Raw genomic sequence first — 26,857 nt, forward strand, 5'->3', positions numbered from 1 at the left:
GGGCGATGTTGAAGAAGTACCCGGACACCTACCGCATCGACGTGTACAAGACGCACCGAACCGCCGCGGCGCCGCAGTGGGTGTACGAGAACACGTTCAAGAACGCCACCCGCGCCAAATGGGAGAACGGCACGTTGAGCGGGGCCTACGGCGGCATCCCGTTCCCTGTCCCGAAGACGGGCGAGGAGGTGATGTGGAACCACATCCTGCGCTGGGGCGGGGAGGCCGTGCAGTACGTCGCCAACTGGTACGTGCTGTCGGCCGACGGAAACGCAGTGCTGGTTTCCGACACCCGGAACGAACAGCAGTTTCCGTACTACTACCGCGAGGGCTCGCCCGAGCAGTTCGACAAGGGTGACGGCGCGTACTGGCTGGTGCGCATCCTCAACGTCGGCCCGCCGCTGCGCGCGGGCGAGGCCCTGCTGGCGCGCGAGAGCACCGACTTCAACAAGCTCGCCACCTGGGTCTACCTGACGGGCCAGCGCCGCGTGCGCAAGCTCCCCAATGCATGCTGTGACGTGCCCACGCCCGCCGCTGCCGGCGTCATGAGCTTCGACGAGATCGACACCTGGACCGGGCGGCTGGACCGCTTCGACTGGAAGATCGTCGGCAAGAAGGAGATGTTCATCCCCTACAACGGCAACAAGTTCCTGCAGCCCAAGACCGATGCGGAGGTGCTCACCAGGCAGCACTACAACCCGGACCACATGCGCTGGGAACTGCACCGTGTGTGGGTGGTGGAGTCGAACCTGAAAGCGGGCCAGCGCCACCAGGCGCCCAAGAGCCGCTACTACTGCGACGAGGACACCTGGGTCTGCGTGCTTGGCGACCGCTGGGATGCGAAGGGCCAGCTGTGGAAGACGCTGTGGGCGCAGACCTTCGTCGCGCCCGACCTGCCGGGCAACCCGATCGGCTCGTTCGGCTTCAGCGACCTGATCTCGGGCCAGGGCTTCATCGGCAATCTGTACAACGCGAAGTCCTCGCAGTACCCGGTGAAGCCGCGCTTCCCGGACAGCGTCTTCTCGCCGGACGCGCTGGCCGGCGAAGGCGTGCGCTGAGGTCGGGCGAAGCATCATGCGTTTGTCCACCTTCGCACTGCGCCGGCTTGCGGCCTGCACGCTGGCGGCTCTGCCAGCCCTGTCCGCCGCCACGCCCACGGGGCCGGCGCTGGAGCGCGCGGCGCTGGCCGTGCGTGCGCCGGATCGGGCGGTGCTCGTCGGTGCAGCGCTCGCCGGCGAGCGCATCGTCGCGGTCGGCGAGCGCGGGATCGTCGCGCTGTCGGACGACGGTGCGCACCACTGGCGCCAGGCGAGCGTGCCCACCAGCGTCACGCTGACGGCGGTGCGCTTTGCCGACGCGAAGCAGGGGTGGGCCGTGGGCCACGGCGGTACCGTGCTCGCCAGTGATGACGGCGGCGAACGCTGGAGCCGCCGGCTCGATGGGCGGCAGGCCGCCCAGGCCGTGCTCGACGCCGCACGCACCGGTGGCGACGCGCGCGCGGTGCAGGAGGCCGAGCGCCTGCTCGCCGACGGGCCCGACAAGCCGCTGCTCGACCTGCTGCTGCTCGGCGGGCAGCGCCTGCTGGTCGTTGGCGCCTACGGCTTGGCGCTGGCCAGCGAGGACGGCGGATCGACCTGGCAGTCGTGGATGCCGCGCCTGCCCAATCCGAAGGGCCTGCACCTGTACGCCGCGCGCCAGCGCGGGCAGACGCTGCTGCTGGCCGGCGAGCAGGGGCTGGTGCTGTTGTCCACCGACGCCGGGCACAGCTTCCGCCGTGTCGACACGCCGTACAAGGGCAGCTTCTTCAGCGCTGAGTTGCTGGGCGAACAGGACATCGTGCTCGCCGGCCTGCGCGGCACCACGCTGCGCTCGACCGACGGCGGCGCGAACTGGACCTCGGTCGCGGTGCCGATGCCGGCCTCGATCACCGCGACCGCGATCGCACCCGACGGCCGGCTGCTCGCGGCCAACCAGGCCGGTTTCGTGATGGCGCTGCAGGGCGACCACATGGTGCCGTTGAACACGAGGCCGCTGCCGCCGCTGAACGGGCTGCTGCCGCGCGCGGGCGCGCCGCTGCTCGCCTTGACCGTGCAAGGCGCACAGCGCGCCGAGACTGAACCGGAACGCTCGAAGTGATGGCTGCGTCGAACACCCCTTCCCCGGTCGGGTCCACCGACTTCGATCCGCGCTCTGGCTCGCTGATCGAGCGCGCGCTGTTCAACCACCGCGCCATCGTCGTGCTGCTGTGCGCGCTCGTCACCGCGCTGCTCGGCTGGCAGGCCACGCGGCTGCAGCTGAACGCGAGCTTCGAGAAGACGATTCCGGCGGAACACCGCTACATCCGCAACTTCCTCGCGCACCAGGGCGAGCTCAGCGGCCTGGGCAACGCGGTGCGCATCGCGGTGGCGAACCCCCAGGGCAGCATCTACGACGCGAAATACCTGGAGACCCTGCGCCAGCTCTCCGACGAGGTCTTCCTCGTGCCCGGTGTCGCGCGCAACCAGATGAAGTCGCTGTGGACGCCGACGACACGCTGGGTCGGTGTCACCGAGGAGGGCCTGGAAGGCGGCCCGGTGATCCCGGACGGCTACGACGGCTCGGCGAAAAGCCTGGAGCAGCTGCGCGCCAACATCGCGCGCTCCGGCGAGATCGGCCAGCTCGTCGCGCTCGTCGCGAAGTCGAGCGTGATCTACGTGCCGCTGCTCGCCCACGACGCCGACGGCCGCGCGCTCGACTACACCGCGTTCGCGCAGCGCATCGAGGCCCTGCGAACGAAGTACGAGGTGCAGGGCGTGCGCATCCACGTCACCGGCTTCGCGAAGATCGTCGGCGACCTGATCGACGGCGTGCGCGCGGTGCTCGGCTTCTTCGCGCTGGCGGTCGCGATCGCCACCGCGATGGTGTTCTGGTACACGCGCTGCGTGCGCTCGACGCTGCTGGTCGTCGCCGCGTCGCTGGTCGCGGTGGTCTGGCAGCTCGGGTTGCTGCCGGCGCTGGGCTACGCGCTCGACCCTTATTCGATCCTCGTGCCCTTCCTCGTCTTCGCCATCGGCATGAGCCACGGCGCGCAGAAGATGAACGGGATCATGCAGGACGTCGGCCGCGGGCTGCCCAAGCTCGTCGCCGCGCGCTTCACGTTCCGGCGCCTGTTCCTCGCCGGGCTGACCGCGCTGCTGGCCGATGCGGTGGGCTTCGCTGTGCTGCTGGTGATCGACATTCAGGTCATCCGCGAGCTGGCGATCGCGGCGTCGATCGGCGTCGCGGTGCTGATCTTCACCAACCTGATCCTGCTGCCCATCCTGCTGAGCTACACCGGCGTCAGCGCCAGGGCCGCGCAGCGCAGCCTGCGCGCCGAGGCGGCCGACGCGGCAGGCGCCGGCAAGCAGCCGCTGTGGGCCTTCCTCGACCGCTACACGCAGCGGCGCCACGCGACGCTCGCGATCGTCGTCGCGCTGCTGCTGGGCGCGCTCGGGTTCGCGGCGAGCACGCAGCTGAAGATCGGCGACCTCGATCCCGGTGCGCCCGAGCTGCGCGCCGACTCGCGCTACAACCGCGACGTCGCCTTTGTCAACGCGGCCTATGGCGCCTCCAGCGACGTGCTGGCGGTGATGGTCACGGCCCCCGAAGGCCAGTGCTCGCAGGTCGAGACGCTGAACAAGGTGGACGCGCTCGAGTGGCAGCTGCGTCAGCTCGACGGCGTCGAGAGCACCAACTCGCTCGCGCTGCTGAACCGCCGCGTGCTCGCCGGCCTGAACGAAGGCAGCCCGAAGTGGTACGAGTTCCTGCCCAACCAGGACATGCTGAACACCGTGACGGCCGGCGCGCCGCGGGGCCTGTACAACGACGCGTGCTCGTTGCTCACGCTCTCGGTCTACCTGCGCGACCACAAGGCGGAGACGCTGGCGCGCGTGGTCGAGCATGTCGAGGCCTTCGCCGCGGCGAACGACACCGATGAGGTGAAGTTCCTGCTCGCCGCCGGCTCGGCCGGCATCGAGGCGGCGACCAACATCGTCGTGAAGGACGCCTGGCGCACGATGCTGGCGCTGGTCTACGCGGCGGTCGCGCTGCTCGCGTTCGTGACCTTCCGCTCGTGGCGCGCGGTCGTCGTCGCGATCCTGCCGCTGGTGCTGACCTCGGTGCTCGCCGAGGCGCTGATGGTCGCGCTCGGCATGGGCGTGAAGGTCGCGACGCTGCCGGTGATCGCGCTGGGCGTGGGCATCGGCGTCGACTATGCGCTGTACATCCTCAGCGTCACGCTCGCGCAGCTGCGCGAGGGGCGCAGCCTGTCGGAGAGCTACTACCGCGCGTTGCTGTTCACCGGCAAGGTCGTGATGCTGACCGGCGTGACGCTCGCGATCGGTGTGATCACCTGGGTCGCCAGCCCCATCAAGTTCCAGGCCGACATGGGGCTGCTGCTGGCCTTCATGTTCCTGTGGAACATGCTCGGCGCGCTCGTGCTTCTGCCGGCGCTCGCGCACTTCCTGCTGAAGCGCTCGCCCCCGGTCGCCGAGGACTCGGCCGCCTTCTACGGCGCGCTGAAGGCGCGTTCCTGAAGAGCAAACATCATGGACACCAACACCCCTGCACCCCGCCGCCGCGTGGCGATCGTCGGCGCCGGCCCCGGCGGCCTCGCGGCCGCGCTCGCCTTCCATCGTGCGGGCCACGAGGTGCGCCTGTTCGAGCGACAGGAGGCCGTGCAGCCGCTCGGCGGCGCGGTGCTGCTGTCGCTGCCGGTGCTCTCGGTGCTGCGCGACATGGGTGTCGACATCCGCGATCTCGGCGCCTACGGCATCACCGAGTTCCGCAACCACCGCGGGCGGCTGCGCACGCGGCTGCCGTTCAATCCGCGCGCCGAGGCACGCGCCGGCATTCCCGGCTGGCACTACGGCATGCTGCGCTCGGCGGCGATCGAGCGCATGCTCGCGGTGACGCCGCCCGGGCTCATCCACGCCGGCAAGCGCTTCACGCGCTACGACGAGACGCCAGACGCGGTCACCGCCCACTTCGACGACGGCAGCCAGTGGGAAGCCGACCTGCTGGTCGGCGCCGACGGCATCCGTTCCACCGTGGCGCAGCAGACCCTCGGCGAGCTCGGCCTGTTCCACTGCGGCATCCAGGTCTGGCTCGCGTGGTGCCACTGCGACGACGTGCCGCGCGACGTGGGCTGGATCTCGCACTCGCGCAACGTGCAGGCGAGCTTCTTCCCCATCCTGCACGACGGCAAGCCGGCCGTGGAGTGGTGGGTCGTGGAGCCGTGGAACGATGGCCAGCGTTTCGACGGCGACGTCCGCACCCACCTGATGCGGCACCTGCGCGGCTGGGCCGACCCGCTGCCGCGCCTGGCCGCGGCGACCGACTTCGAGCGCAACTGCTTCCGCTGGGAGATCTACAACCGGCCGGCGCTGTCGAGCTGGTCCAAGGGCCGCGTGTCCTTCGTCGGCGACGCGGTGCACCCGGTCTCGCCCTACGCTGCCTACGGCATGGGGATGGGCATCGAGGACGGCTGGTGGCTCGCGAAGTGCCTGGACGGCGTGGACTTCGCGCAGCGCGACGCGCTGGCCCAGGGCCTCGCGCAGTACGACCGCCAGCGCGTCGCCTACACGAACAAGAACGCCAAGATGGCCCGCTACATGGGCTACCTGTTCCACCGCGCGCCGTGGCCGCTGTCGGCGCTGCGCGATGCCGTGTTCGACCACACGCGCTTCCTCGAGGCGATGCTGGTCGAGAACTACCTGAAGGACGCCGAGATGCAGATGGAGACGCTGCCGATCTCGGCGCACTGATCCCTGGAGCCCCACCCCATGTTCAAGTACTTCCCCACCAACTACGTCTGGAACCTCTCGGTCAACCTCGCCATCGAGATGGGCGCGCGCATCGGCGAGATCGAGACGATGTGCGCGCCGCTGCAGGAGGCCGCCAAGGCGCCCGATGCCGCCGGCACGCAGGCCTTCCGCGAGACCTGGGTGACGATGGCCGACACGCTGTGCGAACTCGCCGCCGAGGACGAGGCGCGTGGCCGCCTGCGCTCGGCCGGCGAGAAGTACCGGCGCGCATCGGCCTACCTGACCACGGCCGAGCGCCTGCAGGCCCACGGCTCTGCGGGGCGCATGGCCATCTATCAGCGCGAACTCGCGCTGTTCCAGAAGGGTCTGCGCCTGCTCGGCGACCCGGTGCGGCGCGTCGAGATCCCCTACGAGGGCAAGCATCTCTCGGCGCTGTACCGCCCCGCCGATGGCCTGGAGCCCGGCCAGTGCGCGCCGATCCTGGTGCAGCTCAACGGCCTGGACTCGACCAAGGAGATGAAGTACCTCGTGGGCCTGCCGGGCTGGCTGGCCCAGCGCGGCGTCTCGTCGCTGATCGTCGACCAGCCTGGGACCGGCGAGGCGCTGCGCCTGCAGGGCCTGACCGCGCGCTTCGACGCCGAGCACTGGGCCAGCCGCGTGGTCGACTGGCTCGAGACCCGCGACGACGTCGATCCCCAGCGCATCGGCTGCGAAGGTGTCTCGCTCGGCGGCTATTACTGCCCCCGTGCGGTGGCGATGGAGCCGCGCTTCGCCTGTGGCGTGGCCTGGGGCGCCAACCACGACTGGCGCGACGTGCAGAAACGCCGCCTGGAGAAGGAAGGCGACTTCCCGGTGCCGCACTATTGGGCGCACGTGTGCTGGGTGTGGGGCGCGAAGGACACCGCCGACTTCATGCGCATTGCCGAGGACGTGCACCTGGACGGCGTGATCGAGAAGATCCGCGTGCCCTTCCTCGTGACGCACGGCGAGAAGGACAGCCAGATCCCGCTGAAGTGGGCACACCGCACCTACGAGCAGCTCGTCAACAGCCCGAAGCGCGAGCTGAAGATCTTCACCGACCGCGAAGGCGGCGTGCAGCACGCGAGCTTCGACAACAGCATCAACGCCGGCCAGTACATCGCCGACTGGGTGGCCGAGACCCTGGGCGGCCGCACCGGCGCCTGAGCCTCTTCTTCCTCAACCCCGACCTCCGAGACCCCTCATGAACATCATCGGACTGGACGCCCTCGTCTTCGCCGTCGACGACCTCGGCGCCGCATCGCAGTACCTGCGCGACTACGGGCTGCACGACGCCGGCCAAGGGCGCTTCGAGGCGCTGGACGGCACCGCCGTCGTCATCGCCGCCGAGACCGACCCGGCACTGCCCGCGCCGCCGGCACCGGGCTGCCGCCTGCGCAAGACGCTGATGGGCGTGGCCGACGCGGCCGCGCTGCAGGCCATCGCCGCGGAGCTGGGCCGTGACCGCGAGGTGCGGCGCCTGGCCGACGGCTCGATCGAGTCGGTCGACGACGAAGGCTTCGTCATCGGCTTCCAGGTCACGGTGCGCAAGCCCCTCGCGCTGGCGGGCGAGATCAGCAATGCGCCGGGCTCGCCGGTCCAGCGGCCTGTCAACGCCAAGGGCGTCGATGCGCAGGCGCCGCAGATCCGCCCGCGCACGCTGTCGCACGTCGTCTACTTCGTCGCCGACGCGGCACGCGCCGAGGCCTTCTACGTGCAGCGGCTGGGCTTTCGCTGCACCGACCGCTTCGTCGACGTCGGGCCCTTCCTGCAGCCGGCCGGCACGCTGGACCACCACACGCATTTCTTCATCGGAGCGCCGGCCTTCATGAAGGGCTGCGAGCACTTCACCTTTCATTTCGGCGGCCCGACCGAGGTGCTGCAGAACGGCAGCCGCTTCGTCGAGAAGGGCTACCAGGCCTTCTGGGGCCCGGGCCGCCACGAGCTCGGGTCGAACTGGTTCTGGTACTTCAACAGCCCCTTCGGTTGCCACATGGAGATGGACGCCGACATGGACCAGCACGACCCCACCTGGCAGCCGCGCGCCAAGCCGCTGGCGGCCGACAACTCGCAGGTGTTCCTGCTGCGCCACCGCAGCAAGTGGATGCCGGGCCCCGGCACGCCGGAGACGGGTGACTATGCGTGACGCTGCGTTGCGGCTCGGGCCGGCGGCCGAGGTGCCCGAAGGGGGCGCCCGCGGCTACGACCCCGAAGGCCGCGGCCAGGACACGCTGTTCGCCGTGCGCAGCGGCGGCGAGCTGCGCCTGTGGCGCGACCGCTGCCCGCACGCGGGCACGCCGATGGCGTGGCGCCGCCACGCCTACCTGAACGCGGCCGGCGACCGCATCGTGTGCGCCGCGCACGGCGCTCTGTTCGAAACCGGCACCGGGATGTGCGTGCAGGGGCCGTGCCTCGGCCAGGCGCTGCAGCCCGTGGCCTTCACCGTGGACGACGTGGGCGACATCGTGCTGATGCGCCACGCGTCCGCTACACAGGAGACATCCCCATGACAGCAGCAGTGAGCCGTGTGCTCATCATCGGCGGCGGCTTTTCCGGCATGGCCGCGGCCATCCAGCTTCGCAAGGCGGGCATCGGCGTCGACCTCGTCGAGATCGACCCGCAGTGGCAGCCGCTGGGCGCCGGCATCACCGTCGGCGGCGCGACGCTGCGCGCGCTCGAGACCCTGGGCGTGTACCGCCAGGTGGTCGAGCAGGGCTGCGTGTCCGACGGCGTGGACCTGTACACCGCCGATGGCCACAAGATGGCCGAGCTGCCGACGCCGCGCCCGGTGGGCTCCAGCGTGGCCGGCGGCGCCGGCATCATGCGCCCGGTGCTCGCGCGCATCCTCGCCGAGGCGACGCGCGCGGCCGGCGTGGACGTGCGCCTGGGCTGCAGCTTCACGCAGCTGGCGCAGGACGATGCCGGCGTCGACGTAGCCTTCACCGACGGCAGCCGCCGCCGCTACGACCTCGTCGTCGGCGCCGACGGCGTGCACTCCAAGCTGCGCGCGCTGCTGTTCCCCGAGATCAAGCCGCTCGAATACATCGGCCAGGGCGTGTGGCGCGCGGTGATGCCGAGGCCCGCCGAGATCGTGCGCCCGCGCATGTGGTTCGGGCCGCACATCAAGCTCGGCGTGAACCCGGTCTCGAAGACGCACATGTACATGTTCATCACCGAGGACCGGCCGACGAAGGAACACATCGCCGAGGCGACCTGGCCCGAGGTCTTCGCCGGGCTGATGCGCCCCTTCGCCGACCCGCTGGTGCAGGCGCTGATCCCGCATGCGCTGCTGCCGCAGGCCGCGATCGACTACCGCCCGCTGGCCAACCTGCTGGTGCCCGCACCGTGGAACCGCGGCCGCGTCGTGATGATCGGCGACACCGTCGCGGCGACGACGCCGCACCTCGCCTCGGGCGCCGGCATCGGCATCGAGAGCGGCATCGTGCTGGCCGAGGAGCTCGCGCGCCACGCCGATCTGCAGACTGCGCTGGACCGCTTCCATGCGCGCCGCTGGGAGCGCTGCCGCCTCGTGATCCACAACTCCGAGCGGCTGTGCCGCATCGAGATCGAAGGCGGCGACAAGCAGGAGCACGCCCGCATCATGCGCGAGTCGCTCGTCGCGCTGGCGCAGCCGATCTGACAGGCGGCTGCGATGGTCACGACGGATTCGCGCCGCGGGCGCGTGGCGCTGATGGTGGCGCACTGCGCCGGCATGGTGGACCTGGTGGCGCTGCCGGTGTGGGTCGGCACGCTGATCGGCCACTACGGCTTCGACCCGCAGCAGGCCGGCGGCCTGGCGACGTTGTTCCTCGCCGCGGCGGTGCTCGCCAGCGTGGCGCTCGCGCCGCGCTTCGGCCGGTTGCCGAGGCGCGCGATCGTTGCCGCGGGCTTCGGCGTTGCGGCGCTGGCCTTCTTCGGCGCCTCGCTGCGGCAGGACTTCGCGGCGATGGCACTGCTGCACGCGCTCGCCGGCCTCGCGGCCGGCTCGGCGCTGAGCGTCACGCACGGCACGATCGCGCGCAGCGCGAACCCGCACCGGCTGTTCGCGATCGTCGGCATTGCGCTCGGCGTGTTCGCGATCGCCTTCTTCGCGGTCGTTCCTCCGCTGCTCGCGGCGCTCGGCGGCGTGGCCCTGTTCCGCGTCTTCGCGGCGGTGATGGTGGTCGCCGCGTTGGTGGCGCTGTTCGCCTTCCCGCATGCCGACGGCGCGCCCGCGGGCGGATCCACACCCCCATCGGCGAGCGCCCCGCCGATGCCGCGCGCCGTGTGGTTCGGCATCGTCGGCATCGCCTGCATGGGCCTGGTGCAGGCGATGACCTTCGCGTTCCTCGAACGGGTCGGTACCGAACGCGGCTTCGGCCTCGCGGCCGTCACCGGCGTGCTGGTCGCGCTCAGCTTCGTCAACCTGTTCCCCGCCGCGCTCGCCGCGCTGCTGGAGAGGCGCTTGTCGGCACGCGCCGTGCTGCTCGCCGGGCCGGTGCTGCAGGCGGTGCTCGTCGCGCTGATCATGCAGTCGACCGTGTTCGCGCCGTACGCGGCGGCGGCCTCGGTGTTCGCCGCGGTGATGATCTTCACGCACACCTTCGGCTTCGGGCAGCTCGCGCGGTTGGACGCGAGCGGCCGCGTGCTGGCCGCGACGCCGGCGATGCTGATGACCGGCGCGGCGATCGGCCCGATCCTCGGCGGCACGCTGGTCAAGACCTTCGGCTACGGCAGCCTCGCCGTCGCCGCCGCGGCGATCGCCGCGATCGCCGTCGCCTGTTTCTCGCGGCTGCCCGTCCCGGCAGCCGTCGCCTCCCGGAGCGCCCTCGCATGACACCCCGCCGCCGTTTCGTCGACCTGTCGATCTACCTCGAGAACGACGTGCTGTCCGACCCGCCGCCGCTGGCCCCGAAGATCACCTACCAGAAGCACGCCGACACGCTGCCCGAGTTCATGGCCATGCTGCCCGGCACGAGGCCCGAGGACTACCCCGACGGCGAGGCCGCCGCGGCCGAGTGGGTGACGCTGACCACGCACAACGGCACGCACCTGGACGCGCCGTGGCATTTCCACTCGACGCAGGATGCCAAGCTCGGCGGCGCGCGCCCGTCGATCACGATCGACCAGGTGCCGCTCGAGTGGTGCTTCCAGCCGGGCGTCAAGCTCGACTTCCGCCACTTCCCCGACGGCTACGTCGCGACCGCGGCCGATGTCGAGGCCGAGCTGGAGCGCATCGGCCACGAGCTGCAGCCGCTGGAGATCGTCGTCGTCAACACACGGGCCGGCTCGCGCTATGGCCACCCCGACTACCTCGGCGCCGGCTGCGGCATGGGCTACGAGGCGACGATGTACCTGCTCGAGCGCGGCGTGCGCCTGACCGGCACCGACGCGTGGAGCTGGGACGCGCCGTTCTCGTACACCGCGAAGCGCGTCGCCGAGACCGGCAACAAGGCGCTGATCTGGGAAGGCCACAAGGCCGGCCGCGACATCGGCTACTGCCACCTCGAGAAGCTGCACAACCTCGAGGCGCTGCCACCGCACGGCTTCACGATCAGCTGCTTCCCGCACAAGATCCGCGGCGCCAGCGCCGGCTGGACGCGGGCAGTGGCGATCTTCGAGGAGTGACGGTGCTGCGCCGCCCGTTCGTCTCGATGCGTGGCCGCCCGCTCGGCGTGCGCCAGCGGCTGTGGCTGGCCGTGGGCTCGCTCGTCGCGCTGCTGCTCGTGCTGGCCTGCGGCGCGGTGTGGCAGCTGCGCGAGATGAGTGCGCAGTTGCACACCATCGTCGAGGGCCACCGCCAGCGCGGCGAGCTGGCGCACCGGCTGCATGCCGCGCAGCTGAAGTGGATGGAGCGACTGCGGACGTTGCTGGTGGTCAGCGATGCGGATGACCTGAAGGCCCAGACGGCCGAATTGAAGGCGGCCGAGCGCGCGTACCTGGACGCCGAGGCCGCGATGGACGCCGCGCTGGAGCGTGGCGCCGCGGACCCCGCCATGCGCGCCGGCCTGGCCGAGGTGCGCCAGCTGCGCGAATCCGTCGCCCCGCTGTACGAGGCAGCGATGAAGAGCCTGCAGGGCGGTGCCGGTGCCGAGGGCGCGCTGGCCTTGCTGCTGCCGGCGGAGTCGGCCGAGGGGCGCTGGCGCGCCCAGATCGACACGCTGGTGGAGAGCGCCAGCCGCGCCACTCACGACGAGTTCGCGCAGGCGACGCGGCGGCAGCGGCTGGCCACGCTGGGCCTGGCGGCGGTGGCCGCGTTGGCGATCGGGGCGGCGCTCTCGATGGCCGCCGGCCTGGTGCGCGGCATCACCCGGCCCATCGCCGGCGCGGTGGCGGTGGCCGAAGCCATCGCCGACGGCCGGCTCGACGGGCCGATCGACACGGGCCGCGGCGACGAGTTCGGCCGCCTCGCCGCCGCGATGGCGACGATGCAGGGCCGCCTGCGCGACACCGTGCGCGCGCTGGGCCACTCGGCCGATTCGGTGCACGGGGCCAGCCGCGAGATCGGCGCCGGCAGCCAGCACCTGTCCGACCGCACGGAGCAGTCGGCCGCGCGCCTGGCCGAGGCGGCAACGGCCGTGCGCGGCCTCGGCGCGACGCTGGCCGCGGGCGTGGACGCTGCGCGCGAGGCCGCCGCGCGGGCCGGCGGCGCACAGCGTGATGCGCAGCAGGGCCATGACGCGGTCGCGCGGCTGGTGGCGCAGATGCAGTCCATCGAAGCGGCCGCGCGGCGCATCACGCAGATCGTCGAGGCCATCGACGGCATCGCCTTCCAGACCAACGTGCTGGCGCTGAATGCCTCGGTGGAGGCGGCGCGCGCCGGCGAGCACGGGCGCGGCTTCGCCGTCGTCGCGGCCGAGGTGCGCCAGCTGGCGCAGCGCGCCGCGCAGGCCGCGGGCCAGATCCGCGGACTCAGCAGCGAGACCTCGGAGCGCATCGGGCAGGGCTCGGCCAGCGTGGCCGATGTGGATGCCGCCGTGAACCGCCTCGTCGACACGGTGCGCGGCGTCGCGCAGACGGTGGAGGGCATCGCGGCCACCTCGGCCCAGCAGAGCGAGGTGCTGGCTCGCATCGACGACGCCGTGCTGCAGCTGGACGGCAGCACGCAGCAGAACGCCGCGCTGGCCGAGCAGCTGACCGCGGCCGCAGCCTCGCTGCAGCAGCGTGCCGGCGAGCTGCAGGGCGTGATTGCCGGCTTCCGGGTCGGCGTGGCGACGCAGAGCGCGCCGGCCGCGGCGGTCGCCGCCGGGCTGCGCGGCCTGCCGCTCGACCGGACGGGCGAAGCGTGATGGCCCCTGGCCGCGCTTTTCATGCGTTGGCAGTGCTGCTGCTGACGCTCGCTTCTGCGGCGCCAGGCGCGCAAGCCCAGCCGCTGGCCATCGGCTTGACGGCGCCGCTGAGCGGCCCCGATGCGGCCTACGGCCTGGGGCTGCGCCATGGTGCGCAGCTGGCCGTGGCGCGCGCCAACGCGGGCGGCGGCGTGGCCGGCCGGCCGTTGGAACTGCTGGCGCTGGACGATGGCGGCGACCCGCAACGCGCAGCGGCCAATGCGCAGCTGCTGCTGGAGCGTGGCGCGGTAGCGCTCACCGGTGTCCACGGGGCGCGCGCCACCGCCGCGGTGGCGGCGGTGCTGGCACCGGCCCCGGGCGAAGCACCGCGCGCCGCACTGGTGGGGCCGGCCACCGGCGCCGAGCCGCTGCGCGATCCGCCGCGCCCCGGCGTCTTCCACCTGCGCGCCGGTGCGGCGGAGGAGGCCAGCGCGGCGTTGCTGCACTTGGACACGCTGGGCGTGAGCCGCTACGCGCTGATCGCGCAGGCCGATGCGCAGGGCGAGTCCGGCCGCGAGCGCGTGCTGTTCGAGCTGACGCGCATCGCGACCCGGCCCGTGGCCAGCGAACGCCTGGCAGAACGCGCCACGCCCGCCGAGCTGCGGCGCCTGGTCGACCAGGTCTGCGCGCTGCGGCCCGAGGCGGTCATCCTGGCCCTCGATGCCGTGCAGGCCAGGGCCGCGCTGGCCGCCGCACGTGCGCAGCCCTGCGCCGCGCACTACCTCGTGTTCAGCGAGGCCGGGGCCGCGCTGGCCGCGCGGCCGTCGGGCAGCAGCGGGCCGCATCCGCTGGCGGGCCTGCTGGTGACACAGGTGGTGCCGCATCCGGGCAACGTGCTGCATCCGCTGGTGGCCGAGTACCAGCGCGCGCTGGTGGCGCACGGGGCCGCCCCGGGCAGCCATCCCTCGCTGGAAGCCTATACCGCCACGCGTGTCATCCAGGAGGCGCTGCGTGCCTGCGGCCGTGAGGCCGGGCGCGCCTGCCTGCTGCAGGTGCTGGCCGCGCGCGCGTTCGAGCTGCCGGGGCTGAAGGTGCAGTTCGGCCCTGCGCAGCGCCAACCGCGGCCCTTCGCCGAGATCACCTTGCTCGATGGCGAAGGGCGCTTGCGGCGCTGAGCCGCCGCCGCTTCGCCGCGACCTCGCGCGCACCAGACAAGACATCACCATCCCACCGGAGAAATCAGTGACCTTTCCCCCCATCCACCGCGTCGTCACCGGCCACGATGCCGATGGCCGCGCGATCGTCGCCAGCGACGGGCCGCTGCCCACCGTCGTCGAGATCCAGGCCATCCCCGGCACCGTCTTCCACGAGGTGTGGGAAACGGGCGCGACCCCGGCGCCAGTGGACAACGGCGCCGACCCCACGATCGGCCCGTTGAAGCTGCCACCGCCTAAGCAGGGCACGCGCATCCGCTTCGTCGACATCCCGCCGGACACCGAGGACTTCCTCGCGAAGGGCGCGGCCCGCATGAAGGACGCCTTCACCCAGGCCGGCGATGCCGCGGCCTCGACGGTGCGGCGCGACTCGCCGCATCCGCTGATGCACCGCACCGAGTCGATCGACTACGGCATCGTCATCGACGGCGAAATGACGCTGGTGCTGGACGACGGCGAAGTGCTGCTGAAGCGGGGCAGCGTCGTCGTGCAGCGCGGCACCAACCATGCCTGGGCCAACCGCTCCGGCCGGCCCTGCCGCATGCTCTTCGTGCTGGTCGACGGCGCCTACGAGCCGACGATCGCCGCCGCGCTGGCCCGGCGCTGATTCAACGCAAGGACACACGCCATGAAGCTCGCCACCTTGAAGGACGGCACGCTGGACGGCCGGCTCGTGCTGGTTTCGCGCGACCTGGGCCGGGCCGTCGCCGCGACGGCCTTCGCGCCCTCGATGATCGATGCCCTGCAACGCTGGGACGCCGTGCAGTCGCCGCTGCAGGCCTTGGCCGACGCGCTGGACGCCGGCACCGCGCCCGGCATCTTCGCCTTCGACCCCGCCGCCTGCGCCGCGCCGCTGCCGCGCAGCCCGCAGTGGCTCGACGGCTCGGCCTTCCTGAACCACGGCCGGCTGATGGAGCAGGCGTTCAACACGCCGCCGATCCCCGATTTCGACACCGTGCCGGTGATGTACCAGGGCGCGAGCGACGACTTCCTCGGCCCTCGCGACGACGTGCCGCTGCCCGACGAGGCACACGGCATCGACTTCGAAGGCGAGTACGGCGTCGTCTGCGGCCCGGTGACCATGGGCGTGTCGCCCGAGGCCGCGCTCGGCTGCATCCGCCTCGTCTTGCAGCTGAACGACTGGAGCCTGCGCGCGCTGGGGCCCCACGAGATGAAGACCGGCTTCGGCTTCCTGCAGGCCAAGCCGTCGACCGCATTCGCGCCGGTCGCGGTGACGCCCGACGAGCTGGGCGATGCCTGGCAGCACGGCCGCGTCGCGATGCCGCTGCACGTGCAGTGGAACGGCGCGCGTTTCGGCGAACCGAACGGGCGCGAGATGAACTTCCACTTCGGCGAGCTCGTCGCGCATGCGGCGCGCACGCGGCGGCTTTCGGCGGGCACGATCGTCGGTTCGGGCACGGTGTCGAACGTCTCGCGCGCCGCCGGCTCGGCGTGCATTGCCGAACGCCGCGTGATCGAGAAGATCGACGAGGGGGCGATCCGCACCGGCTTCATGCGCTTCGCCGATCGCGTGCGCATGCAGGCGATGTTCGCCGACGGGCGCGAGGGTCCGTTCGGCGTGATCGAGCAGCGCGTCGTGCGCGGCTGAAGGCGGGGTCGACATGCGTGTGCTCGTCACCGGGGCCGGCGGCTTCATCGGCCGCGTGCTCGTCGCGCGGCTGCTCGACGCGGGGCTCGATGGCCGGCGCGTCGATCGGCTGGTCGGGGTCGACCTTTCGCTGGACGATCTGCCCGAGGATGCGCGGCTGCGTCCCGTCACCGGCTCGATCGCCGATGCCGAGGTCCTCGAGCAGGCGCTGCGCGAGCCGGTGGACGTGGTGTTCCACCTCGCCAGCGTGCCGGGCGGCGCGGCCGAAGCGGCACCCGACCTCGGCCGACGCGTCAACCTCGATGCGACCGCGCGGCTGCTCGCCTTGCTGCGCGAGCAAGGCGGCTGCCCGCGCCTGGTATTCACGAGCACCGTGGCGGTCTATGGCGATCCGCTGCCGGCGATCGTTGACGAGCAGACGCCGCCGCGACCGGCGATGAGCTACGGCGCGCACAAGCTCGCGGCCGAGGTGCTCGTCGCCGATGCGGCGCGGCGCGGCTGGGTCGACGCCTGTTCGCTGCGCCTGCCCGGCGTCGTCGCGCGGCCCGGCGACGGCGCAGGGCTGGTCTCGGCCTTCATGAGCCAACTGTTCTGGAGGCTCGCCGCCGGTGAGTCGATCGTGCTGCCGGTCAGCGCGGACGGCACGGCCTGGTGGATATCGGTCGGCGCCTGTGTCGACAACCTGCTGCACGCGGCCGCGATCGACACGGCGCGGCTCGATGCGCGGCGCGTCGTGCAGATGCCGGCGCTGCACCTGTCGATCGGCGCGGTGGTGGATGCGCTGGCCCGCCGCCACGGCGAGACGCGCCGCGTGCTCGTGCGGTACGAGCCGCAGCAGCAGGTGCAACGCCTGTTCGCGACCTTCCCACCGCTGCACACGCCGCAGGCCGAGGCGCTCGGCTTCTGTCACGACGGCACTGTCGACGTGCTGGTCCGTCGCGCGACCGCGGGCTGACGTGCCGCGGGGCCTCCTACGGTGCTGCGGCGCAGCTGAGCCATTGGTTTCCAGAGAGGCTGCGACGTGCGGGGTGTCGGAGCGAGCGGCAAGCCGATCGCCGTCCGCCCTAGACCGGAGCCTGAAGCTGCAACCCGACGATGCCCGCGACGACAAGCCCGATGCAGGCGATGCGAGCCAGCGTGGCCGGCTCTTGGAACAGCAGCATGCCCACGACTGCCGTTCCCGCAGCGCCAATGCCAGCCCAGACCGCGTAGGCGGTCCCCACCGGAATGACCTTGAGCGTGAGGCCCATGAGCCAAACGCTAAGGATGGCGGCGCCGACAGAGACGATCGAAGGGACCAGCCTCGTGTAGCCATCTGAGAGCTTCATGCTCACCGAGAACGCGATCTCGAGAAGCCCGGAGGCCAGGATAAGTAGCCAGGCCGAGGTTGTGCTGGTGATGGCGAGCATAGGCAACGAAGTTCAAGCAGAAGGGAGAGGACTCTGTCATCTCGGGTTCGGTGCGTCCAGAGCTCTCATTCGATACTCCTCACCATGAAGACGCTGAGCGTTGCGTTGCTGCTGCCAGGAATTCGGCGAGCGAAAGCTTCAGCACGTTTACGACCCGGTGCAACGTCGCCTTGGCTGTCACTGAAGCATCGGTGGACGAGTTGATCTGGAGAGGTCGCAACCGCGCCGTGATCACAGGAACGGACCCGCTACCGCGAACGACCGCATACCCAAGGCGGGAACGGCTGCTGCGGGTCGGGAGCCGCCTCTGACGTGTCGCTGGCAGTGGCGCCGGCGCGGTGAGTGCTCAGGCTGCCGCGACGGCCGCGCTCGCGCCGCCGGCAACGATCAGACTCGCGGCCCAGACCAAGTCGAGGTCGAGCCAGGCGCGTTCGAGCGCGCGCAGCCCGAGCCAGTGGTAGACGAGCAAGGCCGCGCCAAGCCCCGCGCCGAGCATCGCCGCCGTGTGCACTGCGGCGACGAGCGCGGCGCCACCCACAGCGCGCGCCGGTGCGAGCGCCGTCGCTGCGTCGGTCATGCAGATCCCGAGCGCGAACGGCAACAGCATCAGGCCCGCGCCATGCGCGGTTGCCATCAGGAACGACCAGAGCGCGACCTGGGTCGGCCGCACGCGCGCAAGAAACCGCGGGTGCCGACGGTTGACGAGGCGCCAGACTCCGAAGGCGACCACGAGCAGCCCGGCACCGATCCGGATCGGCCGCTGCCAGGCGAGCAGCGAGCCAATGGCGGCGAAAGGCAGCAGCACGACCGCCATCGCGGCCAGGTGGCCCAGGGCCAGCGGCGCCATCGTCATGACGACGGCCCAGCCGCGGCGCTCGGTCATCCCGTTGGCCACCGCGAGGGGCCAGCCCATCGCCGGGTTCAGGCCGTGGTAGGCGCCGATCGCCACCACCGCCAGCCACAGGGCCGTGCCCTCGTCCGCGGTCGTCAAGCCGACGGGTAGCAGAACGAGTCGGTCGAGCAGTCGCCGCCCTCCAGGCGAACCTGGTGCGCGCCGTAGCCGGGGTCGAACTGGACGAAGAACTCGCGGTCCAGCGTGATGCCGCCTGCGTCGCCCACGTTGCACATCACCTGCACGCCGGGAACGCCCTGCGGGTAGAACTGCGTGTCCCAGCGGCTGTAGAGCCCGTTCGTGAAGTAGACGCGCTTGCCGTCGCGGCTGATCTCGGTCATCTGCGGGCCGCCGCCGAAGGCGCGCCCTGTCGGATGCGGATCGTGGCGCGCGATGCCACCGATGCGCACGCTGCCCGAGAGCTTCGGGCTCATCGGGTCGCTCACGTCGTATTGGCGCAGCTCGCCGGTGCCCCAGCAGGCGACGTAGAGGAAACGGTCGTCGAGCGAGAGGTCGATGTCGCTGATCAGCGGGGGCGCGGCGCCGAAGCCCTGCAGCAGCGGCGGCAGCAACGACTTGTCGGCCGGCTCGGCCGGAATGGTCGCCGTCTTCCTGGCGTGAAACTTCCCGCCTTCGCGCCACCAGGTCCAGACCGACCCTTCAAGGTTGGTCGTGTCGACGACGACGCCGAGGAAGCCGTATTCCTTCGTCGGGTCGTGCGCCGGGCGCACCTCGAGCGCCATCTGGTGATTCGCGCCGAGATCGATCGTCTGCAGGTGCTTGCGGCCACGCAGATCCCAGAAGTGCAGCTGATGGCCGTACTTGTTGCCCAGCAGGTCGTCGGCGACGATGCCGTTCTCGAATTGCGGCGGCAGCCCCCACTCGCTCGAAACCATCCAGTCGCGCGGCAGGTTCCACCAGAAGTCGTAGTGCAGCTTCTGCGGGCCGCGGTCGATCTCCCACTTGCCGAGGATCTCGAAGCTCTCGCAGTCAAGGATGAAGACACCGGGCGGGCCGTCGGTGCCATCCTTGCCGCCGCCGCCGAGCGTGCTGATGTAGACGCCTTCGGGCCCGCAATGCACGGTGTGCGGGCGCGAGTAACCGGTCTTCTTGAATACCTCCTCCGGCTCGATCACCTTGGCGATCGTCGGCTTGCGCGGGTCGGGTTCGGTGTCGAGGATGTAAATGCGCGACGAACGGATGCCGGGGACGATCAGGTAGCGCCGGCGCAGGAAGGCGTGGCCCGACATCGGCGCCAACGCCGAGCTGCAGGCGTTCCAGCCGAAGTGGTGGAACTCGTCGCCCTTGTACGGCATGTCGAGCCGGTTCAGCACGCGGCCATAAGTTTTCGAGCCCGGGTCGAGATCGACGGTCGCGATCGCGTCGGGCCGGGCCGCGTCAGGCGACAGCAGCGCGGTGTAGCAGAACTTCTCGCGCGGTGCTTCCATCGCCAGCTTCGGGGACGCATGGAAGGTCGGGTCGGGTCGCATCGAGTCGAGCATGGCAAAAGCCTCCTCGAAAGGGGGAGGTCACTATTCGCCTGCCCCGGCGCGATGTCAAGCCAACGTTGCGAGCAAGGTGACGGTCGCGCGTTAGCCCGGAAGCACCGGGCAAATTGCCCGTTGCGCTCAGAACTTGTAGCGCAGCCCGAGCCCGAGCAGGTGCTCCTCGATCAGCGTGTCCGCGGCGTCCCTCGCCCAGGTCAGGTCCAGCGTGAGCTCGGCCGTGACGGCCTCGTTGAGGCGCCAGCCGAGGGCACCGCCAAGCAGCGGGCGCCAATCGCGCGCGGTCGCCTGGCCGCTGGCCGACGTTTCGAGGTACGCGGCGCCGGCACGGCCGGTCAGCTCGAAGTAGCGCCCGTAGCGCCCGCTCCACGCGGCAGCGATGACCAGCCCGCGCACGTGTGCGTCGGTGGCCGGGCCAAACCCGTCGGCGCCGAATCGCGCGCTGCCGAAGTCGACCCAGAAGGCCTCGACGGCCGGAACGCCGAAGCGATAGCCGCCGCCCACCTTGCCGCCGGTGGCGGTGTCCTCGCGGCAGCGGCAAGTGACGAAGCCGGGCTCCGACACATTCTGCGCGGCGCCCACCGAAGCGAACCCGTAGGCGCCGCGCGCGGGGTGCTCGCCTGCTTCCTGCGCAGCCACGCCGCCGGTGGCCAGCAACAACGCGGCGAGTGCCGCCATTTGCCGGACGATGCCGGTCTGTCCATCTTGCATACCGCTCTCCCTCTTCGTTAGGTTCGAAGCGGCGCATGTTAGCCGCGACCAGCGATGCATGCGTCCGAAAACGGCGCGACGGCCTCGCGAGGCGGGCCTAGGCTGGGGCCCTGTTCAATGCCTGCAGCGGGAGCACCCTCATGGCCTCGATCCACCAACGAATCTGCATCGCCGTGGCGCCCGAATACGCCTGGGCGGCATTGCGCGATGTCGGGGCACTGCACACCCGCCTCGTCCGGGGCTTCGTGATCGACTGCCATCTCGAAGGCGGCGCCCGTCTCGTGCGCTTCGCCAACGGCCTCGAGGTGCGCGAAGCGATCATCGACATCGACGACATGCGGCGGCGTGTGGCCTGGTCGGCCACCGGCGGGCGGCTGAGCCACCACAACGCATCGGCCCAGGTGCTCGACACCGGCGACGGCGGCTGCGAAGTGGCCTGGGTGGCCGACCTTCTGCCCGATGCGATGGAGCCGGCCATCGCGGCGATGATCGAGCAAGGGCTGGCCGCGATGCGCGCGACGCTCGAATCGCAGGCGCCGGCCGTGGCCGCCTCGGCCGAGGCGGATTGGCGGGGCGGTTGACCCGCCGCGCTACACCTCGCCCGCGCGCCTCAGCGTATCCATCACCGGCCGGTGCAGCAGCCCGCGCAGGCTCCACCAGCCGGCGGCCAGCGCGAGCCAGGCGCCGGCCAGCGCGCCGGCCAGCGGCACCCAGGGCTGGGCCGTCCACGGAAACTCGAAGGCATAGCGCGCCAGCGCGCCGCCCACGCCCGCCGCGGCCAGCGTGGCCAGCAGGCCGGCCAGCGCGCCCACGCCGAGCAACTCGGCGCGCTGCACCTGGCCGAGCAGCTTCGCGCCGGCACCGCAGGCGCGCATCACCGCGTACTCGCGTGCCCGCGCCTCGCGCGTGGCGCTGACGGCGGCGAACAGCACCGCCAGGCCCGTCGCCAGCGTGAACGCGAACAGGAACTCGACCGCGCGGATGACCTGGTCGAGCACCTGCTGCACCTGGCGCAGCGAAGCCGAGACGTCGATCGCGGTGATGTTCGGGAAGCGCGCGGTCAGCGTGTTGTCGAACGCCCCGGCGCCCTCGGGCGCGCGAAAGGCGGCCATGAAGCTCACCGGCAGGTCGGGCATCTCGGCCAGCGGGTACATGACGAAGAAGTTGGCCCGCATCGAGCCCCAGTCGACCTTGCGCACGCTGGTGATGCGCGATTCGCGCAGCGTGCCGCCGATGTCGAAACGCAGCGTGTCGCCCAGCTTCACGCCCAGCGTCTCGGCCACGCCCTGCTCGATGCTCAAGCCGTCGGCCTCGCCTTCGGTCCAGCGACCGGCCACGAGCTGGTTGTGGGGCGGCATGGCCGGCGCGTGGCTGAGGTTGAACTCGCGCTGGATCGTGCGGCGCGCGCGCTCGTCGTCGGCGAAGCGGTCGCCCGTGGGCTGGCCGTTGATCGCGACGAGGCGGCCGCGGATCATCGGGTACCAGTCGTAGCCGGCCGCCACGCCACCCTTGGCCAGCGCGGCGCGGAAGTCCGCCGCCTGGTCGGGCTGGATGTTGATGACGAAGCGGTTCGGCGCGTCCTTCGGCGTGGCCGCGCGCCAGCTGTCGATCAGGTCGGTGCGCAGCAGCACCAGCAATGCCAGCGCCATCAACCCGACCGCCAGCGACGAGACCTGCAGCACGCTGAAAGCCGGCCGCGCAGCGATCTGCCGCGTGGCCAGAATCAGCCAGCGCGGGGCGCGCGCCTCCGGCACCGCGCGGCGCAGCAGCCACACGGCCAGCCAGGCCAGCACGGCGAAGACCGCGATCGCCCCGGCGAAACCACCGACCGCGATCGCGCCCAGCATCGGGTCGCGGGCGACGCTGAGCAGCAGCGCGGCAAAGCTCGCGGCGCCGCCCAGCAACACGCCCAGCGAGGCCGGCCGCAGCTGGCCCACATCACGCCGGATCACGCGCAGCGGCGGCACCTTGGCCAGTTGCAGCACCGGCGGCAGGCCGAAGCCCAGCAGCAGCGTCAGCCCGACGCCGAGGCCGAACAACGCCGGCCAGGCGCTGGGCGCGGGCAGCCCCGCCGGCACCAGCGCGCCCAACAGCTTCACGAACAGCAGGTGCATCGCGAGCCCGGCGGCGACGCCGGCCCCGCTGGCCAGTACACCGAGGCCAACGAACTCGATCGCGAACGCGCCGGCGATGCGCCGCTGCGACAGGCCCAGCACGCGCAGCATCGCGCAGTCGTCGAGATGGCGCTGCGCGAAGTCGCGCGCGGCGATCGCCACCGCCACCGCCGCCAGCAGGGCCGCGAGCAGCGCCACGAGGTTGAGGAACTTCTCGGCCCGGTCCAGCGTCTGGCGCATCTCGGGCCGGCCCTGCTCGAGCGATTCGACGCGCATGCCGCGCAGGCCCTCGCTCTTGATCTTCGTGCCGGCCCATTGCGTGAACTCGCGCGCCGCCGCCTCGCGCCCGGCGGCTGCCGCCGCCGCGAGCCGGTAGGTCACGCGGCTGGCGGGCTGCACCAGGCCGGTGGCGGCGAGGTCGGCCTCGTTGAGCATCACGCGCGGCGCGAAGTTGAGGAAGCCCGCGCCGCGGTCGGGCTCGATCACGATGATGCGGGCCAGCTTCAGCCGCGCATCCCCGAGCAGCAGTGTTTCGCCCAGCTTCAGGCCGAGGCCATCGAGCACCGCCGCGTCGGCCCACGCCTCACCCGGCGCCGGGCCCGAGACGATCTGCACCTCGCCGGCCCCCTCGTCGACGGTGAGGCTGCCCCGCAGCGGATAGCCGGCGGTGACCGATTTCACCGCCACCAGCCGGCTCGCGCCGCCGCGCTCGTCCGGCGCCCGCGCCATGCTCGGGAAGGCCGCGGTGCGCACGGTCGCGAGCCCCGCCGCGCGGGCCTGGGCCTCGAACGCGGGCGGCACCGGGTGGTCGCTGCTGATCACCGTGTCGCCGCCCAGCAGCCGCGCTGCATCCCGCGTCAGGCCGGCCTGCAGCCGATCGGCGAAGAAGCCGACGGCCGTCAGCGCCGCGACCGCCAGCAACACCGCCACCAGCACCAGCCGCAACTCGCCGGCGCGGAAATCGCGCAGTGCCTGCTGCGCCGCCAGACGCCAGATGGAGGGTTCGGTCTCCGAGGGTTGCTGCCGAATCGCGTTCATGGGCGAACGGTACACGCATCCGGAAAGGCCATCAGTCAGGGGTCCGGGGTGACGGGCCGCGCCTGGTCAGCCACTCGAGGGCGCGCTCGCGCTCCGCCTCATCGATCGCCAACGGGCCCGCCGCCGAGGCCGGCGCGGTCGATGGGGCCGGCGGCAGCGTCATCCCGGGCCGCGGCGACGGGCCCCGCCTGTCCAGCCATTCGAGGGCGCGTTCGCGTTCCGTCTGGTTCACCGGCATCTGGCGGGCCGCCGTAGCCAGGCTGATTGGCGAGCTGGCGGCCGTGCGGCCGCGCGTGGCCGCGTTGGTGCTTGCGGCGCCGGGCGCTGTCGGCGGCGCGGCGGCTGATTCCGATTCAACGGGTGCGGGCGCAGGCTGCGTGGCGGCCACCGGCGCAGGCGCAGGCGCAGGCGCCGGTGGCAGTGCCCGTGCCGGCGCGGCCGTCGGCACGGGCAACAAGGGCACGGCGCTCGCCGCCGCCGCGGGCGCCGCCAATGCCGCGTCCGCGCTGCGTTCACCGGCGGGCCACGGCTGCAACGACCACCACACTGCACCGAGCAACGGCGTACCGACGGCGGCCGCCGTGATCCATTCACGCACCCTCCCGGCGCGGCGGGCCGGGGCGCGCGCCGCCGCCGAACGCGGCCGTACAGCAGGCTCGGGCTCGGCGTGCGGCGAACTGGCGCGGGCCGGCATGGCGATGCGGGTGAGCGGCGTGGCCAGATCGGACGATGGCGGCGCGCCATCCGCAGCCAGCACCCAGCCTCGCTTCAACGACGCCGACAACGCAGCGTCCGCCAGCGCCTCCTTCGTCAGTGCGATCAATACCCGATGCGGCCTTTGCACCGGCGCGTCCGCATCGTGCGCCTCGAGCAACCGCCGATTCAGGGTGTGCGCCTGCTCCAGGTGCCAGGGCGTCCAGCTGCGCTCCAGTGGCGCTTCCGGGCCTGGCAGGTAGCGGCGCAGCATCGCGGCCAGGCTGAACACATCGCAGCGCCAATCGAGCTGCAGGGTCGGCGCCAGATCACCCTCGCGGCCGGCTTCGAGCGCACTGAGCAGGCGCGGCGATTGGTACGCGTACTCGACCTGGCCCGCGATCGGCAGCGGCTGGCTCAAGCCCTCGCCGGGGAACAGCGAGAACGCGAAGTCGATCAACGCCAACTGCTCGAAGCACGGCGTCATCACCGCGCCCGGCACGGCGGGGTCGAAATCCGCCGGGCCAACGGGAATGCAGATGTTGTCGGCTTTCAGGTCGAGGTGAACCAGGCCCAGTTCGTGAATGGCGTCCAGCGCCATCAGGCAGTGGCGTGCCAGGGCCCACCAGTGCGCGCAATCCTCGAACACGTGCCGAAGTGGCGTGCCGTCTCGTTGCACTGGCAGCAAGGTCACCCAGTGGTCGACCGTCACGCCCGCATCGTAGGTCCGCAACAGCTCCAGCCGGCCCTCCTCGCCGCGATCGAACGGCTCCACACGGGGCGCCGGCGCGATGCCGAGACCGACCAGGCGCGTGAGGATGCGTTCCTCGCGCTCCGTCCAGTGGCGCAAGTCGCCCGCGTCCGTGGCCAGGAAGCGCTTGCTGTAGCGCCGCCTTTCCCCCGGCCTGGACTCCTCGCGAAAGACCTCCACATGGTGGCCTGTGACCATGCGCAGGCGGCCTCGGCCGAAGACGAGGTCGATGTCGGAGCGGTTCATCAATCGGTTCCTTGATCGCTTGGCACCGGCCCCAAGCACTTCGCAGCGCCGGGACAACGGCGTATCTTGCCGCGCAGGCAGCCGGCCCCAGGCGTCGCTCAGGTATTGGCCCCCAGGAACGCCGCTTGCTCAGGGCATCGGTCGGCCTTCGTGGCTCGAATGCACGTACTTGTCTCACAAGTTGGAGATCGAAGTGGTCAGCAAAAGCACGATTTGTCTCTGGTACGACGGCACCGCCCTGGAGGCCGCGCAGTTCTACGCCGAGACGTTTCCGGACAGTTCGGTGGGAACGATTCTTCGCGCGCCCGGCGACTATCCGGCCGGCAAGCAAGGCGATGTCCTGACGGTCGAATTCACCGTGGCCGGCATCCCCTGTCTCGGGCTGAATGGCGGCCCGGGGTTCAAGCACAGCGAGGCCTTTTCGTTCCAGGTGGCGACCGACGACCAGGCCGAAACCGACCGCTTGTGGAACGCGATCATCCGGAACGGCGGCCAGGAAAGCGCCTGCGGCTGGTGCAAGGACAAGTGGGGGCTGTCGTGGCAGATCACGCCGCGCGCTCTCACCGCCGCGATCGCCGACCCCGATCGCGCGGCGGCCAAGCGCGCCTTCGAGGCGATGATGGAGATGGGCAAGATCGACATCGCTGCCATCGAAGCGGCCCGGCGCGGCTGAGGCTCGGGCAGGCGCACCCGCCGGGCTTGAGCGCTTCGATGCGGCGTGGGACGATCCCGCGGATGAGCAGCCGCCCACCCGCCCCCCATCACCTGCGCGACCTCGCCCGGCTGCGCCGGGTTCGCGACCGGATCGATCGCGAGTACGCGCAGCCCCTGGACGTCGAGGCCCTCGCCCGCGGCGTGCACATGTCGGCAGGACACCTGAGCCGCCAGTTCCGGCTGGCCTACGGCGAATCGGTCTACGCCTACCTGATGACGCGGCGCATCGAGCGCGCGATGGCGCTGCTGCGCCGCGGCGACCTGAGCGTCACCGAGGTCTGCTTCACCGTCGGCTGCTCGTCGCTGGGCACCTTCAGCACCCGCTTCACCGAGCTGGTCGGCGTGCCGCCCAGCGTCTACCGACGCGAGTCGGCGGGCGAGACGGCGGGCATGCCCTCGTGCGTGGCGAAACAGGTCACGCGACCGATCAGGAATCGAGAAGCGCCGGTCGCCGACCCGCCCCTAGACTGGCCGCCACCCCAACCCCACGGATGAACACCATGGACATCACCATCCACCACGCCTTCCTGCCGCAAACCGACCCGGATGCCGCGCTGGGCTTCTACCGCGACACGCTCGGCTTCGAGGTGCGCAACGACGTCGGCTACAACGGCATGCGCTGGATCACCGTCGGCCCGGCCGGCCAGGCCGGCCCGTCCATCGTGCTGTACCCGCCGGCCGCCAGCCCCGGCGTCACCGATGACGAGCGCCGAACGATCGCCGAGATGATGGCCAAGGGGACCTACGCCACCATCATCCTGTCCACCGCCGACCTCGAGAGCACCTTCGCGCGGCTGCAGGCCTGCGACGCCGAGATCGTCGAGGAGCCGACCGACCAGCCCTACGGCGTGCGCGACTGCGCCGTGCGCGACCCCGCGGGCAACCTGATCCGCATCCAGCAACGCCGCTGAGC

25 protein-coding genes are annotated in these 26,857 nt (G+C 71.5%); 19 read left to right on the forward strand and 6 right to left on the reverse strand.

Annotated features, from left to right (window positions below; genetic code table 11):
* The 15 genes from VJ693_RS14995 to VJ693_RS15065 all read left to right on the forward strand — a co-directional run.
* Nucleotides 1–1,058 (forward strand): DUF1329 domain-containing protein (locus VJ693_RS14995; RefSeq protein ID WP_324155360.1); only part of this gene is annotated, 1,058 nt, incomplete at its 5' end.
* A gap of 16 nt (nucleotides 1,059–1,074) precedes the next feature.
* On the forward strand, nucleotides 1,075–2,136 hold the full coding sequence (locus VJ693_RS15000; RefSeq protein WP_324155362.1) for a WD40/YVTN/BNR-like repeat-containing protein: 1,062 nt from the start codon (nucleotides 1,075–1,077) through the stop codon (nucleotides 2,134–2,136).
* On the forward strand, nucleotides 2,136–4,553 hold the full coding sequence (locus VJ693_RS15005; RefSeq protein ID WP_324155364.1) for an efflux RND transporter permease subunit: 2,418 nt from the start codon (nucleotides 2,136–2,138) through the stop codon (nucleotides 4,551–4,553). The genes VJ693_RS15000 and VJ693_RS15005 overlap by 1 nt, the downstream gene beginning before the upstream one ends.
* 12 nt (nucleotides 4,554–4,565) lie before the next feature.
* On the forward strand, nucleotides 4,566–5,783 hold the full coding sequence (locus tag VJ693_RS15010; protein WP_324155366.1) for an NAD(P)/FAD-dependent oxidoreductase: 1,218 nt from the start codon (nucleotides 4,566–4,568) through the stop codon (nucleotides 5,781–5,783).
* Between the two features lie 18 nt (nucleotides 5,784–5,801).
* Nucleotides 5,802–6,968, forward strand: coding sequence for an alpha/beta hydrolase family protein (locus tag VJ693_RS15015; RefSeq protein ID WP_324155368.1), 1,167 nt, complete (start codon nucleotides 5,802–5,804; stop codon nucleotides 6,966–6,968).
* Between the two features lie 37 nt (nucleotides 6,969–7,005).
* Nucleotides 7,006–7,947, forward strand: a complete 942-nt coding sequence (locus VJ693_RS15020; RefSeq protein WP_324155369.1) for a VOC family protein — start codon at nucleotides 7,006–7,008, stop codon at nucleotides 7,945–7,947.
* Nucleotides 7,940–8,311, forward strand: a complete 372-nt coding sequence (locus VJ693_RS15025; protein WP_324155371.1) for a Rieske (2Fe-2S) protein — start codon at nucleotides 7,940–7,942, stop codon at nucleotides 8,309–8,311. Before VJ693_RS15020 ends, VJ693_RS15025 begins: the two co-directional genes overlap by 8 nt.
* A complete protein-coding gene (locus VJ693_RS15030; protein WP_324155372.1) occupies nucleotides 8,308–9,441 on the forward strand; it encodes an FAD-dependent oxidoreductase in 1,134 nt (377 codons plus the stop codon). The genes VJ693_RS15025 and VJ693_RS15030 overlap by 4 nt, the downstream gene beginning before the upstream one ends.
* Nucleotides 9,442–9,453: 12 nt before the next feature.
* Nucleotides 9,454–10,617, forward strand: a complete 1,164-nt coding sequence (locus tag VJ693_RS15035) for an MFS transporter (protein ID WP_324155374.1) — start codon at nucleotides 9,454–9,456, stop codon at nucleotides 10,615–10,617.
* Nucleotides 10,614–11,408, forward strand: coding sequence for a cyclase family protein (locus VJ693_RS15040; protein WP_324155375.1), 795 nt, complete (start codon nucleotides 10,614–10,616; stop codon nucleotides 11,406–11,408). The genes VJ693_RS15035 and VJ693_RS15040 overlap by 4 nt, the downstream gene beginning before the upstream one ends.
* Before the next feature lie 2 nt (nucleotides 11,409–11,410).
* Entirely contained in the window at nucleotides 11,411–13,069 is a 1,659-nt protein-coding gene (locus VJ693_RS15045; RefSeq protein WP_324155377.1) for a methyl-accepting chemotaxis protein, read from the forward strand.
* A 32-nt stretch (nucleotides 13,070–13,101) separates the two neighbouring features.
* A complete protein-coding gene (locus VJ693_RS15050; protein WP_324155507.1) occupies nucleotides 13,102–14,223 on the forward strand; it encodes an ABC transporter substrate-binding protein in 1,122 nt (373 codons plus the stop codon).
* Nucleotides 14,224–14,290: 67 nt separating this feature from the next.
* Nucleotides 14,291–14,869 carry a cupin domain-containing protein gene (locus VJ693_RS15055; protein ID WP_324155378.1) on the forward strand — a complete coding sequence of 193 codons (579 nt, stop codon included), beginning with the start codon at nucleotides 14,291–14,293 and terminating at the stop codon, nucleotides 14,867–14,869.
* Nucleotides 14,870–14,890: 21 nt separating this feature from the next.
* Nucleotides 14,891–15,871, forward strand: a complete 981-nt coding sequence (locus VJ693_RS15060) for a fumarylacetoacetate hydrolase family protein (RefSeq protein WP_324155380.1) — start codon at nucleotides 14,891–14,893, stop codon at nucleotides 15,869–15,871.
* A 13-nt stretch (nucleotides 15,872–15,884) separates the two neighbouring features.
* Nucleotides 15,885–16,826: an NAD-dependent epimerase/dehydratase family protein gene (locus tag VJ693_RS15065; RefSeq protein WP_324155382.1), complete on the forward strand. Its 942-nt coding sequence runs from the start codon at nucleotides 15,885–15,887 to the stop codon at nucleotides 16,824–16,826.
* A gap of 109 nt (nucleotides 16,827–16,935) precedes the next feature.
* Here VJ693_RS15065 and VJ693_RS15070 read toward each other — a convergent pair whose 3' ends face one another.
* From VJ693_RS15070 to VJ693_RS15085, 4 genes are all read right to left on the reverse strand, one after another.
* Nucleotides 16,936–17,280, reverse strand: coding sequence for a multidrug efflux SMR transporter (locus tag VJ693_RS15070; RefSeq protein WP_324155384.1), 345 nt, complete (start codon nucleotides 17,278–17,280; stop codon nucleotides 16,936–16,938).
* A 346-nt stretch (nucleotides 17,281–17,626) separates the two neighbouring features.
* Entirely contained in the window at nucleotides 17,627–18,193 is a 567-nt protein-coding gene (locus tag VJ693_RS15075) for a hypothetical protein (protein ID WP_324155508.1), read from the reverse strand.
* A gap of 74 nt (nucleotides 18,194–18,267) precedes the next feature.
* Nucleotides 18,268–19,674 (reverse strand): selenium-binding protein SBP56-related protein, encoded by a 1,407-nt coding sequence (locus tag VJ693_RS15080; RefSeq protein ID WP_324155386.1) that lies wholly within the window; start codon nucleotides 19,672–19,674, stop codon nucleotides 18,268–18,270.
* Between the two features lie 126 nt (nucleotides 19,675–19,800).
* Complete coding sequence (locus tag VJ693_RS15085) at nucleotides 19,801–20,388, reverse strand: hypothetical protein (protein ID WP_324155388.1); 588 nt, start codon at nucleotides 20,386–20,388, stop codon at nucleotides 19,801–19,803.
* Between the two features lie 140 nt (nucleotides 20,389–20,528).
* On the opposite strand from VJ693_RS15085, the gene VJ693_RS15090 reads away from it, so the two are divergent.
* Nucleotides 20,529–20,969, forward strand: a complete 441-nt coding sequence (locus tag VJ693_RS15090) for an SRPBCC family protein (RefSeq protein ID WP_324155390.1) — start codon at nucleotides 20,529–20,531, stop codon at nucleotides 20,967–20,969.
* A 9-nt stretch (nucleotides 20,970–20,978) separates the two neighbouring features.
* Here the strand turns inward: VJ693_RS15090 and VJ693_RS15095 are convergent, their stop codons facing one another.
* Entirely contained in the window at nucleotides 20,979–23,540 is a 2,562-nt protein-coding gene (locus tag VJ693_RS15095) for an ABC transporter permease (protein WP_324155392.1), read from the reverse strand.
* 31 nt (nucleotides 23,541–23,571) lie between these two features.
* On the reverse strand, nucleotides 23,572–25,287 hold the full coding sequence (locus VJ693_RS15100; RefSeq protein ID WP_324155399.1) for a hypothetical protein: 1,716 nt from the start codon (nucleotides 25,285–25,287) through the stop codon (nucleotides 23,572–23,574).
* Nucleotides 25,288–25,423: 136 nt separating this feature from the next.
* Between VJ693_RS15100 and VJ693_RS15105 the strand changes: the two genes are divergently transcribed.
* The 3 genes from VJ693_RS15105 to VJ693_RS15115 all read left to right on the forward strand — a co-directional run bounded on the left by VJ693_RS15105 (nucleotide 25,424) and on the right by VJ693_RS15115 (nucleotide 26,855).
* Nucleotides 25,424–25,903: a VOC family protein gene (locus tag VJ693_RS15105; RefSeq protein WP_324155510.1), complete on the forward strand. Its 480-nt coding sequence runs from the start codon at nucleotides 25,424–25,426 to the stop codon at nucleotides 25,901–25,903.
* A 62-nt stretch (nucleotides 25,904–25,965) separates the two neighbouring features.
* Complete coding sequence (locus VJ693_RS15110) at nucleotides 25,966–26,439, forward strand: helix-turn-helix transcriptional regulator (RefSeq protein ID WP_324155401.1); 474 nt, start codon at nucleotides 25,966–25,968, stop codon at nucleotides 26,437–26,439.
* Nucleotides 26,440–26,444: 5 nt separating this feature from the next.
* A complete protein-coding gene (locus tag VJ693_RS15115) occupies nucleotides 26,445–26,855 on the forward strand; it encodes a VOC family protein (protein ID WP_324155403.1) in 411 nt (136 codons plus the stop codon).
* The last annotated feature ends 2 nt before the right edge of the window (nucleotides 26,856–26,857 follow it).

Source organism: Ideonella sp., from assembly GCF_035254525.1.
Taxonomy (GTDB): Bacteria; Pseudomonadota; Gammaproteobacteria; order Burkholderiales; family Burkholderiaceae_C; genus Ideonella.

Bases quoted from the DNA above. Each gene is read 5' to 3' on its own strand.
- VJ693_RS15060 (WP_324155380.1), top strand. From the start codon at position 14,891: ATGAAGCTCGCCACCTTGAAGGACGGCACGCTGGACGGCCGGCTCGTG.
- VJ693_RS15090 (WP_324155390.1), top strand. From the start codon at position 20,529: ATGGCCTCGATCCACCAACGAATCTGCATCGCCGTGGCGCCCGAATAC.
- VJ693_RS15025 (WP_324155371.1), top strand. From the start codon at position 7,940: ATGCGTGACGCTGCGTTGCGGCTCGGGCCGGCGGCCGAGGTGCCCGAA.
- VJ693_RS15010 (WP_324155366.1), top strand. From the start codon at position 4,566: ATGGACACCAACACCCCTGCACCCCGCCGCCGCGTGGCGATCGTCGGC.
- VJ693_RS15085 (WP_324155388.1), bottom strand. From the start codon at position 20,388: ATGCAAGATGGACAGACCGGCATCGTCCGGCAAATGGCGGCACTCGCC.
- VJ693_RS15035 (WP_324155374.1), top strand. From the start codon at position 9,454: ATGGTCACGACGGATTCGCGCCGCGGGCGCGTGGCGCTGATGGTGGCG.
- VJ693_RS15040 (WP_324155375.1), top strand. From the start codon at position 10,614: ATGACACCCCGCCGCCGTTTCGTCGACCTGTCGATCTACCTCGAGAAC.
- VJ693_RS15115 (WP_324155403.1), top strand. From the start codon at position 26,445: ATGGACATCACCATCCACCACGCCTTCCTGCCGCAAACCGACCCGGAT.
- VJ693_RS15005 (WP_324155364.1), top strand. From the start codon at position 2,136: ATGGCTGCGTCGAACACCCCTTCCCCGGTCGGGTCCACCGACTTCGAT.
- VJ693_RS15095 (WP_324155392.1), bottom strand. From the start codon at position 23,540: ATGAACGCGATTCGGCAGCAACCCTCGGAGACCGAACCCTCCATCTGG.
- VJ693_RS15030 (WP_324155372.1), top strand. From the start codon at position 8,308: ATGACAGCAGCAGTGAGCCGTGTGCTCATCATCGGCGGCGGCTTTTCC.
- VJ693_RS15020 (WP_324155369.1), top strand. From the start codon at position 7,006: ATGAACATCATCGGACTGGACGCCCTCGTCTTCGCCGTCGACGACCTC.
- VJ693_RS15110 (WP_324155401.1), top strand. From the start codon at position 25,966: ATGAGCAGCCGCCCACCCGCCCCCCATCACCTGCGCGACCTCGCCCGG.
- VJ693_RS15070 (WP_324155384.1), bottom strand. From the start codon at position 17,280: ATGCTCGCCATCACCAGCACAACCTCGGCCTGGCTACTTATCCTGGCC.
- VJ693_RS15075 (WP_324155508.1), bottom strand. From the start codon at position 18,193: ATGGGCTGGCCCCTCGCGGTGGCCAACGGGATGACCGAGCGCCGCGGC.
- VJ693_RS15015 (WP_324155368.1), top strand. From the start codon at position 5,802: ATGTTCAAGTACTTCCCCACCAACTACGTCTGGAACCTCTCGGTCAAC.
- VJ693_RS15000 (WP_324155362.1), top strand. From the start codon at position 1,075: ATGCGTTTGTCCACCTTCGCACTGCGCCGGCTTGCGGCCTGCACGCTG.
- VJ693_RS15080 (WP_324155386.1), bottom strand. From the start codon at position 19,674: ATGCTCGACTCGATGCGACCCGACCCGACCTTCCATGCGTCCCCGAAG.
- VJ693_RS15065 (WP_324155382.1), top strand. From the start codon at position 15,885: ATGCGTGTGCTCGTCACCGGGGCCGGCGGCTTCATCGGCCGCGTGCTC.